Genomic DNA, 10,132 nt, shown 5'->3' with positions numbered 1-10,132 from the left:
AGCCGAGCAATGGCACGGAAATCAGTGGTACTGCTGAAGCTGGCGCGACGGTCATCCTCACCGACGGCGGCGGCAACCCGATAGGCCAGACAACCGCCGACGGCAGTGGCAACTGGTCGTTCACGCCAGCGACGCCGCTGGCCAACGGCACGGTGATCAACGCCGTGGCCCAGGACCCGGCCGGCAATACCAGCGGGCCGACCAGCGTCACCGTCGACGCCATCGCGCCGCCTGCGCCAATCATCAACCCGAGCAACGGGGCGGTGATCAGTGGTACTGCTGAAGCCGGAGCCAAGGTGATCCTTACCGACGGCAGCGGCAACCCGATCGGCGAGACGACTGCCGACGGCAGCGGCAACTGGGCCTTCACGCCTGCGACGCCGCTGGCCAACGGTACGGTGGTTAATGCCGCGGCCCAGGACGCCGCCGGCAATACCAGCGGGCCGACCAGCGTCACCGTTGACGCTGTCGCCCCGCCTGCACCGGTCATCAACCCGAGCAACGGGGTCGTGATCAGTGGTACTGCTGAAGCCGGAGCCAAGGTGATCCTCACCGACGGCAGCGGCAACCCGATCGGCGAGACGACCGCCGATGGCAGTGGCAACTGGGCCTTCACACCTGCGACGCCGCTGGGCAACGGCACAGTGGTCAATGCCGTGGCCGAGGACGCCGCCGGCAATACCAGCGGCCCGGTCAGCACCACGGTGGATACGGTCGCACCCGGCCAGCCCACGATCGACCCGAGCAACGGCAGCGAGATCAGTGGTACCGCCGAAGCCGGAGCCAAGGTGATCCTCACCGATGGCAGCGGCAACCCGATCGGCGAGACGACCGCCGACGGCAGTGGCAACTGGTCGTTCACGCCCGCGACGCCGCTGGCCAACGGCACGGTGGTCAACGCCGTGGCCCAGGACCCGGCCGGCAATACCAGCGGGCCGAGCAGCGTCACTGTTGACGCCATCGCCCCAGCCGCACCGATCATCAACCTGAGCGACGGCAGCAGCCTCAGCGGTACCGCCGAGCCGAACAGCACGGTGACCCTCACCGATGGCAGTGGTAATCCGATTGGCGAAGTCATCGCCGACGGTAGCGGCAACTGGAGCTTCACCCCAGCCACGCCGCTGCCCAATGGTACAGTGGTCAATGTCACGGCAAGCGACCCGGCCGGCAACACCGGCCCGGCAGCGACGGTCACCGTCGACGCCAGCGCGCCGGCTGCACCAATCATCAATCCGAGCAACGGCGTGACCATCAGCGGTACGGCTGAAGCGGGCGCCACCGTGACCCTGACCGATGGCAGTGGTAACCCGATCGGCCAGATCACCGCCGACGGCAGCGGCAACTGGAGTTTCACCCCCGGCACGCCGTTGGCCAACGGCACCGTGGTGAACGCCACCGCGACCGACCCGACCGGCAATACCGGTCCGCAGGCCACCACCACGGTGGACTCGGTGGCCCCGGCCGCGCCAGTGGTCGAGCCGAGCAACGGCAGCGAAATCAACGGCACCGCCGAAGCCGGAGCCAAGGTGATCCTCACCGATGGCAGCGGCAATCCGATCGGCGAGACGACCGCCGACGGCAACGGCGACTGGAGCTTCACCCCGGGCACACCGCTGGCCAACGGCACGGTGGTCAACGCCGTGGCCCAGGACCCGGCCGGCAATACCAGCGGGCCGACCAGCGTCACCGTCGACGCCATCGCGCCGCCTGCGCCAATCATCAACCCGAGCAACGGGGCGGTGATCAGTGGTACTGCTGAAGCCGGAGCCAAGGTGATCCTTACCGACGGCAGCGGCAACCCGATCGGCGAGACGACTGCCGACGGCAGCGGCAACTGGGCCTTCACGCCTGCGACGCCGCTGGCCAACGGTACGGTGGTCAATGCCGTGGCCGAGGACGCCGCCGGCAACAGTAGCGGCCCGGCCAGTACTACCGTCGACTCGGTGGCGCCGTCGGCGCCGCTGTTGAGCATTAGTGCCGACGGTGCTCTGCTGACCGGTACCGCCGAGCCGAACAGCCAGGTGCGCATCGTGATTGACGGCGATACCGCCAACCCGATTACGGTGAATGTCGATGGCAGCGGCAACTTCAGCCTGCCGTTCGCGCCACCGCTGATCACAGGCGAGCTGATCGCCGGGGTCTCCGTGGACGCTGCCGGCAACCTCAGTGGCCCGGCAACGATCAACGCGCCGGACCTGGCGCCGCCGACCATCAGCGTTCCGGAGGCCGCCGATACCTGGATCAACGCTGCCGAGATCAGCGACGGCATCCAGGTCGATGTGGTGATCCGTCCGACCATGCAGGTCGGCCAAGTGATCACCGTCGCGTTCGCCGGGCAGAACGGCTACGAGACGCAGGCCACCCACACCATCACCGCTGGTGACATCCTGGCCGGCAATGTCACCGTGACCATTCCTCCTGGCGATGGCATGGGGCCGTTCCCGGAAGGCGCCTCGACCGTCACCGCTGATATCAACGGCGGTACTGCGTCGACCCCGGTGCCATTCACCGTCGACACCATCCCCCCCGCGACTCCGGTGTTGTCGCTGGTGGGTAGCATCCTGACCATCTCCACCGATCCGGGAACCGAACTGACGGTCGCCGTGGACGTCGGCGGGGTCACCGCCACCGCCACGGTGACTGCGGACAACAGCGGGTTGGCCTCGCTGAACCTGCTCACCGACCTGGACATTGACCTTACCCTGGACCAGTTGCTCAACGCCCAGGTTTCGGTGACCGGTAGGGATCCGGCGGGCAACCCGAGCAACGTGGCAACCATTGGGGTCGGTACCAGCATCGAGCAGCCAGTTACCATCGGCAACTTCGGTGTCGATGCCAGCCTCAACCCGCTGAGCCCACGGTTCGGGTTCAGCGGCACCACCGAACCGGACTCCAGCGTGGTGATCCGTGTCATCACCCCGGCGCTGAATGTCGAGCTACTGCCGATCCAGGCGGACAGCTCCGGCAACTTCTCGCTGAACCTGCTGAGCCCGACCGTCCTTACCCAGTTGGGGCTGAACATTACCGATATCCTCAACCTCGGTTCGCAGATCTCGTTCAACGTCGTCGCCACCGACACCAACGGCAACGACAGCGCGGCCTACGGCATCACCCTGGCCCCCAACGGGCTGTCGGTGAACATCGGCCAGATCGACGTCAACGGCACCGCCGGGGACGATGTCATGTCCGGGGCGAACGGCAGTTCGGAGCACATCAACGGAGGCGATGGCAACGACCTGATCTTCAACGTGGGGACCGGCGATCATGTAGTGGCCGGCGACGGCAACGACGCCATCCAGATCACCGCGACCAACTTCACCAGCATCGACGGCGGCGCGGGTTTCGACACCCTGATCCTGGCCGACGGCATCGACCTCGACTACAACGCCGTCGGCGTCGGCACGCTCTCCAATATCGAGCGTATCGACCTTGGCAAGGGTGACTCGGGGAGCGTGTTGACCCTGACCGCGGCGGAGGTCGATGCCATCACCGATGCCAACAACATCCTGCAGATCACCGGCGAGAACAACGACACCCTCAACGTGGTGGGGGCCGTGAACACCGGGACCACCCAGCAGGTCAACGGCATCACTTACGATGTCTACAACTTTGGCAGCAGTACCTTGCTGATCGAGGACAACACGGTACAGGTCGTGGTCTGATGCGCGGCCTGTCCGTGCTCAAGGGAAGGCGCCGTGGCATGGGAGCCCTGTGGTTCCTGTGCCTCGGGTTGCCGTTGTCCGCCCCGGCCATCCCTCTCGACCAGGCGGTGAGGGCGGGGCTGGCGATCCACCCCGAGGTGCGTTCGGCGATGGCCGACGCGGATCGTGCGGGCACCGAGGTGGAGATCGCCAAGGGTGGCTATTATCCCTCCGTCGCCATGTCCGGGGGGCCGCAGGAGTTCGACGTCGGCGAGGTCGTCTACGACGTCACCGTATCGCAGATGCTGTATGACTGGGGTAGGGTGACGAGCAAGGTCGACAGCGCCAACGCAACCCGGCGCAAGCTGTCCGAAGCGGTGCTGGTGGCGCGCGACGATGCGGCGCTGGATATTGTCGAGACCTACCTCGACGTGCTTGCCTCGGAGCGCCGGGTGGAGACGGTGCGCCAGCACATCCAGCGCCTCGACGGCATCCGCGAGATGACCCAGGCGCGCGGCAGCGACGGTTACGCCGACCGCAGCGAACTGGACCGCGCCAACCTCGAACTGGCGCGTGCCCAGGAGCAGCTGTCGCTGGAGAAGGGCAACCTGCAGGACGCGCGCAACCAGTACGCGATCCTGGTTGGCCAGGAACCTTCCGAACTGGTGGAGCCTGAGCCGATGTCGCTGCAGCGCTACCTGGCTGCCAGCGACATGGCGCGGGTGATCCGCGAGTCGCCGTTGCAACGCAAGGCGGTGGAGGACGCCAATGTCGCCGAGGCGCAAGTGCGCGAGGCCAAGGCTTCGCTGCTGCCGCAGTTGAACCTGGAGGCCTCCGCCCTACGCCGGGAGATCGGCGGTCGCCCGGAAAGCGACTCGGTGATGTCACTGCGCTTTCGCATGGATACCTTCCAGGGGCTTTCCAACTTCCGTCGGCCGACCGCTGCGCAGCAGCGTCTGGAGTCGGCGCGATGGACGGCCGATGCGATGCAGCGTGACATCCGCAGGCAATTGCAGACGCTCTTCGACAACGGTGACACGCTGCGTTGGCGGGAGCAATCGTTGAGCCAGCAAGTGACGGAGTCGGAACAGGTCGGCGAGTTGTATCGCGAGCAGTTCGAGGTCGGCCGACGCGACGTGATCGATTTGCTGAATGTCCAGCGCGAGCGGTTCGAGGCCGAGCGGCAATTGATCAATCTGCATATCGAGCGCAAGCGCATCGAGTATCGGGCGGCCGCGCAGGTCGGCCTGTTGGGGGCACTATTGGAGAATCGGTTGAATCATGGAAGTTGAACAATCCCCGGACAATGTCGTACCCCTGAACCACGACGACCCGCTACGCCAGGGCCTACTGCTGCTGTGTCGGCAATTGGGCCGGCCGCTGGGCGACGCCGAGCTGGTCGACGGCCTGGCACTGGAGCATGGACACCTGCCGCTGCGCCTGGTTGCCCGCGCGTTGCGCCGCGCCGATATCATTGCCAGGGTTGCTGAACTGCCGTTGCGGCACATGGACGCCTACTTGCTGCCGGCCCTGCTGGTGCTCGGCGATGGCCGCAGCCTGCTGCTGGTTGGTATCGAAGGTGAGCAATGCGAGGTACTGGTGCCACAAAGCGACGGTGGCCGTGAGTGCATGGCGCTGCCCGCTCTGGAGGCGCTTTACAGCGGCACGGCGGTGTTCGCCAAGTGCCGCTACCGTTCCGACGGGCGGGTCGGCGACTACGCCAGCGGCCTACCGGAGCACTGGTTCTTCGGGCCGCTCAAGCGGCTCTGGCGTTCCTATGCGGAAGTCACGGCGGCGGCCCTGGTGGCCAACGTACTGGCTGTTGCCTCGGCGTTGTTCGCCATGCAGGTGTACGACCGCGTGGTGCCCAACGCGGCCTTCGATACCCTATGGATACTCGCCAGCGGCGTGGCCCTGGCAATCATCATCGACGGGGTATTACGGATCCTGCGCGGGCACCTGCTCAACGTACTCGGCAAGCGCCTCGACCTGCAATTGTCCAGCCTGCTGTTCGCTCGTGTGCTGAGCACCCGGATCGCCGCCAAACCGGCGTCGATGGGCGCGTTCAGCACCCAGGTACGTGAGTTCGAGTCGGTCCGCGAGTTCTTCACTTCGTCCAGCGCCGCGCTGATCAGCGACCTGCCGTTCGTGGTGATCTTCCTGTTGATCATCGCGGTGATCGGTGGCCATGTGGTCTGGGTTCCGCTGGTGGCCTGTGTGTTGATGCTCCTGCCGGGGCTGCTGACCCAGCGCCTGTTGGGGCACCTGTCGCGGCAGAACCTGCGCGAGGGGGCGATGAAGAATAGCGTGCTGCTGGAAGCCTTCGAGCACCTGGAAACGGTCAAGGCCGCACGTGCCGAAGGCCGTTGCCGGCAGCAGTGGGAGACGCTCACCGGGGAACTGGCCGGTACCGCGATGAAGACCCATGCCCTGGCCTCGACGCTCAGCTACTCGGCGAGCATCGTCCAGCAGCTGTGCTACGTCGGGGTGGTGGTGTTCGGCGTCTACCGGATAAGCGACGGAGCGATGACTGTCGGTGCCCTGGTGGCCTGTTCGATCCTTGCCTCGCGGGCCATCGCCCCCCTGTCCCAGGCAGCCGCTATCCTCGGCCGCTGGCAGCACACCAAGGTGGCGCTGGAGGGCCTCGACCAACTCATGTCGGCCGAGCAGGAGCGCCCCGCCGGCAAGCGCTTCGTGCACCGCGAGCGGCTCCACGGGCATTACCGCCTGGAGGCGCTGCGCCTGGCCCACGGCGACAGCCCGCCGGTGGTCGACGTGCAGGCGCTGAGCATCCAGGCAGGCGAGCGAGTGGCACTGCTCGGCGGCAACGGCGCAGGCAAGTCGACCCTGCTGCGGTTGCTCAGTGGCCTGCTTGACGCACAATCCGGCCGGTTGATGCTGGACGACATCGCCCTGAGCCAGCTCGACCCGGCCGACCGCCAGCGCGGAATCGGCTACTTGCCGCAGGATGTGGCGCTGTTCCACGGCAGCCTGCGCGAAAACCTCAACCTGGCGAATGCCGCGCTGGGCGACGAGGAGCTACTGGAAGCCCTCGATGGCGTGGGACTGGGCACTTTCGTACGCGCCCACCCGCTGGGCCTGGACATGCCGATCCTGGGCAATGCCAGCCTCTCGGGTGGCCAGCGCCAGGCGGTGGGGCTGGCCCGGGTACTGCTACAAGACCCGCCGATCTTGCTGCTCGACGAGCCGACCGCGGCCTTCGACCAGAACAGCGAGAAACAGGTTATCGACTACCTGCAGAAGTGGCTCGGCCGGCGCACCCTGATCATCACCACCCACAAGAAAAGCGTGTTGGCGCTGGTGGACCGCGCGGTGGTGCTGCGCAACGGCCAGGTGATCATGGACGGCCCGCTGAACCAGGTGGTGCTGGGCAACCAGGTGCAGGCGCCGCAGGTCGCCGAAGGAGCTGGCCATGTCAGTTGAAAAGTGCTCCGTACAACTGCGCCGGCAAATGGCCGATCCCCTGCTGGCGACCACTCACCCGGTCTATCGTCCGCTGCTCTGGACCCTGCTCGGCAGCGTCGTGCTGTTCGTCGCCTGGGCCGCCTGGGCGGAACTCGATGAGGTGACTCGTGGCGACGGGCGTGTGGTGCCGTTCAGCCGCATCCAGAAGATCCAGAGTCTGGAAGGGGGAATTCTCGACCGTCTGCTGGTGCAGGAAGGCGACCTGGTGGAGGTGGGCCAGCCACTGCTGCGCCTCGACGAGACGCGCTTTCTCACCAATTTCCAGGAATCGGCCAACCAGGCCGGCGTGCTGCGGGCGGCCATCGCCCGGCTGGACGCCGAGGTGCTGGGCAAGGCGGCCATCGAGTTCCCGCCGGACATCGATCCGCAAGGGCCGCTGGCGCGTTCCGAGCGCGAGCTGTTCAAGTCGCGGCGGGACAAGCTGCTCGAAGGTAGCCAGGCGATCCAGCGGCAGATCAGCCTGGCCCAGAGCCAGCTGGACCTGGTCCGCCCGCTGGTGGCCAAGCGTGCGGTGAGCCAGATGGAGGCGCTGCGGCTGAGCCAGGACATCGCTACCCTCAACGGCAAGCTGACCGAGCTGAAGAGCAGTTATTTCCAGGACGCCTACACCGAGCGCTCACAGCGCAAGGCCGACCTCAGTGCGCTGGAGCCGATTGTCCAGCAGCGCCAGGACCAGTTGCGCCGTACCGGGATCGTTTCGCCGGTGCGGGGGAGGGTCAACACCGTGCTGATCAATACCCGTGGCGGGGTGATCCAGCCCGGCGAGGCGATCATGGAAGTGATTCCGGTGGAGGACCGCCTGCTGGTAGAGGCCAGGATCAAGCCGCGTGACGTGGCCTTCCTGGTGCCGGGCATGCCGGCCAAGGTGAAGATCACCGCCTACGACTTCAGCATTTATGGCGACCTCAAGGGTACCCTGGAGCAGATCAGCGCCGACACCATCGAGGAGGACACGCCCCACGGCAAGGAGTCGTATTACCAGGTACTGATCCGCACTGACGGTAGCCAGCTCAAGCGCGGCGAGGAGGTGCTGCCGATTATCCCCGGTATGGTTGCCGAGGTGGATATCCTCAGCGGCAAGCGCAGCGTGCTCAATTACTTGCTGCGCCCGTTGATCAAGGCCCGTCTCTACTGAGCGGCAGTGTACAGCGAGGCGTTGGAACGGGAATTGCTGTATCCCTGTAAACTTGTACATTTGGGGATAAGGCAATGTTTACAGAAGATCTGTATGTCATGTTCCTCTTCGCCGTTGCCGTGCTGGCCCTTGATGTGGCGGCCATCGTGCTCTATCGGGGGGCCAAACCCTGACCCGAAGGTGGGGGCTCTCACCCTGAACCGGGTTTTGGTCTACAGTGCTGGGACGTCTCTCGTGTAAGGAAACAGATATGGCAAAGCGTCGATGGGCAGTTATCGCTACCTCGATCGCGCTGGCAGTGGGGCCTGCGCTCACTTATGCCGACCCGGGTAATGGTAAAGGGCAGGGCCACGGCAAGGACAAGGGCCAGCATGGTCAAGGTCACGGGGCCTCGTATGGTGGCCCGTCGATAAACCGTGGCGATGTGCTTGGCATTCTTGACGGGCACCGCGGCTACTGGAGCGCAGGGCCGGCGTTGCCCCCCGGCATTCAGAAGAACCTGGCCCGTGGCAAACCACTGCCGCCCGGTATCGCCAAGAAGCTGGATGGCCGGCTGCTGCGGCAGCTCCCTCATTATGATGGCTATGAATGGATGCAGGCGGGTGCGGACCTGATCCTGGTGGCAGTCGCTACGGGGATCATCTACGAAGTGCTGAACGGCGCGCTGGATTGATGCTGTGAAGCCCAACGTCAGGGGCGCCATTCAGCCTGTCGGTGCAGTCTGGGTAATAGAGCCAGGCTCAGGCTTTATCAGGTGTTTTCCTGCACTTGTAGCACTGACCCCTTGTCATCCGTCACCAGCAAGCCGCTGGGCTGCGAGCTTTTCGTTGGCTTTTCGGCGAGTGGCATATCTGCTGTACGAAAGATGCTGACGTCTTGTTCCCCTGCCTTCAGGGTTACGAGTTTTCCATTCTGATAGAAGAAGTGGGTGCTGATGTTCTTTTGCATGGTCTGTGCTCCGAAGGCGATTGGCACATACACTTTCCCAGCCTTCACTCATCCATGCTACTGGCAGAAATATCAGGTATGGCCAGTGCAGCAAGACTTTGGTTGATTGGTAAGCCAACACAACCCTCGTTAAAATACAGCGTATCCTTGATGGCCAATTGCAAATGCCTACCTTTCGTATCTTTCTTGCCTCTGTGCTGGTCTCCAGCCTTGCAGGCTGCGCCACCCCTGGTAAACCCACTGCCAGTAAACTGACCCACAAATCGCCCCAGCAGTACGCCGCCTGCGTACTGCCCAAATGGCAAGCGCTGGCACCACAGGCCACGCAGAAGTCGATCGCCCACGGCTACCGGCTGACGGCGCCCAGTGCCGTGGCATCCGATGATGTGCTGGACGTAGTCGATTACCGCGAGGGCAGCCGCGCGACTTTCTACAAGGGCAGCTTCCTGTCGGGCGACAAGTTGCGCCAGGCTGCCAAGGAATGCCTGGACTGAATCAGTAACCCGAACCGCTTGAGCCGCCCATGCTGGGCAGGCGGGCCCTGCGTTGGGCATTGCTCCACTCGGCGCAGGTCATGAAGGCGGTATTGTCCACTTTGCCGGTGCCGTCGAAGCTGACGCTGTAGGGTTGCCGGTTGTCGGCCTTGGCCAGCATGTAGTCGAAGCAGGTGCCTGGCACCACGGTGCGCTCGGTCTCGGCATCGGGCTTGCCGCCGACCTGGATGACCTGGTCTCTGCTCATGCCGTTGGCGACTTTCGCCACCAGCGGATGGTCGTGGTACAGCGCGGAGTCGGACGAGCAGGCAGAAAGCGCTGTCAGTGCAAAGATCAGTGCGTAAAAGGGTTTGTTCATGGCAGTGCTCCGGTAGAGGATGCCAATCGCCTGATTGCCGGTTGGCAGCAGGGCGAGATCACGAACACTT

Annotated in this window: 8 protein-coding genes; 6 read left to right on the top strand and 2 right to left on the bottom strand. The window is 64.9% G+C overall.

The window, feature by feature from the left end; all coding sequences use genetic code 11:
- The 5 genes from CAY82_RS17205 to CAY82_RS17185 form a co-directional block, all read left to right on the top strand.
- A partial coding sequence (locus tag CAY82_RS17205; RefSeq protein WP_256576296.1) for an Ig-like domain-containing protein occupies positions 1-3,662 on the top strand: 3,662 nt, incomplete at its 5' end.
- The gene (locus CAY82_RS17200; RefSeq protein ID WP_087502293.1) at positions 3,662-4,933 is read left to right on the top strand and encodes a TolC family protein; all 1,272 of its coding nucleotides are present in this window, start codon (positions 3,662-3,664) and stop codon (positions 4,931-4,933) included. The genes CAY82_RS17205 and CAY82_RS17200, both read left to right, overlap by 1 nt.
- Positions 4,923-7,085, top strand: coding sequence for a type I secretion system permease/ATPase (locus tag CAY82_RS17195; protein ID WP_087502292.1), 2,163 nt, complete (start codon positions 4,923-4,925; stop codon positions 7,083-7,085). Before CAY82_RS17200 ends, CAY82_RS17195 begins: the two co-directional genes overlap by 11 nt.
- Positions 7,075-8,262 carry an HlyD family efflux transporter periplasmic adaptor subunit gene (locus CAY82_RS17190; RefSeq protein ID WP_087502291.1) on the top strand — a complete coding sequence of 396 codons (1,188 nt, stop codon included), beginning with the start codon at positions 7,075-7,077 and terminating at the stop codon, positions 8,260-8,262. The genes CAY82_RS17195 and CAY82_RS17190 overlap by 11 nt, the downstream gene beginning before the upstream one ends.
- 250 nt (positions 8,263-8,512) lie before the next feature.
- Positions 8,513-8,935: an anti-virulence regulator CigR family protein gene (locus CAY82_RS17185; RefSeq protein WP_087502290.1), complete on the top strand. Its 423-nt coding sequence runs from the start codon at positions 8,513-8,515 to the stop codon at positions 8,933-8,935.
- Positions 8,936-9,012: 77 nt separating this feature from the next.
- On the opposite strand, the gene CAY82_RS17180 is transcribed toward CAY82_RS17185, so the two are convergent.
- The gene (locus tag CAY82_RS17180; protein ID WP_087502303.1) at positions 9,013-9,210 is read right to left on the bottom strand and encodes a hypothetical protein; all 198 of its coding nucleotides are present in this window, start codon (positions 9,208-9,210) and stop codon (positions 9,013-9,015) included.
- Positions 9,211-9,344: 134 nt separating this feature from the next.
- Between CAY82_RS17180 and CAY82_RS17175 the strand changes: the two genes are divergently transcribed.
- A complete protein-coding gene (locus CAY82_RS17175; RefSeq protein WP_087502289.1) occupies positions 9,345-9,704 on the top strand; it encodes a hypothetical protein in 360 nt (119 codons plus the stop codon).
- 1 nt (position 9,705) lies between these two features.
- Here CAY82_RS17175 and osmE read toward each other — a convergent pair whose 3' ends face one another.
- Positions 9,706-10,062, bottom strand: a complete 357-nt coding sequence (gene osmE / locus CAY82_RS17170; RefSeq protein WP_087502288.1) for an osmotically-inducible lipoprotein OsmE — start codon at positions 10,060-10,062, stop codon at positions 9,706-9,708.
- Between the last annotated feature and the right edge of the window lie 70 nt (positions 10,063-10,132).

The sequence above is a fragment of the Pseudomonas sp. SID14000 genome, from assembly GCF_002165135.1.
Taxonomy (GTDB): domain Bacteria; phylum Pseudomonadota; class Gammaproteobacteria; order Pseudomonadales; family Pseudomonadaceae; genus Aquipseudomonas.
This window is presented reverse-complemented; position numbering and strand designations above follow the sequence as displayed.

Bases quoted from the DNA above. Each gene is read 5' to 3' on its own strand.
- CAY82_RS17200 (WP_087502293.1), top strand. From the start codon at position 3,662: ATGCGCGGCCTGTCCGTGCTCAAGGGAAGGCGCCGTGGCATGGGAGCC.
- CAY82_RS17195 (WP_087502292.1), top strand. From the start codon at position 4,923: ATGGAAGTTGAACAATCCCCGGACAATGTCGTACCCCTGAACCACGAC.
- CAY82_RS17190 (WP_087502291.1), top strand. From the start codon at position 7,075: ATGTCAGTTGAAAAGTGCTCCGTACAACTGCGCCGGCAAATGGCCGAT.
- CAY82_RS17185 (WP_087502290.1), top strand. From the start codon at position 8,513: ATGGCAAAGCGTCGATGGGCAGTTATCGCTACCTCGATCGCGCTGGCA.
- CAY82_RS17180 (WP_087502303.1), bottom strand. From the start codon at position 9,210: ATGCAAAAGAACATCAGCACCCACTTCTTCTATCAGAATGGAAAACTC.
- osmE (WP_087502288.1), bottom strand. From the start codon at position 10,062: ATGAACAAACCCTTTTACGCACTGATCTTTGCACTGACAGCGCTTTCT.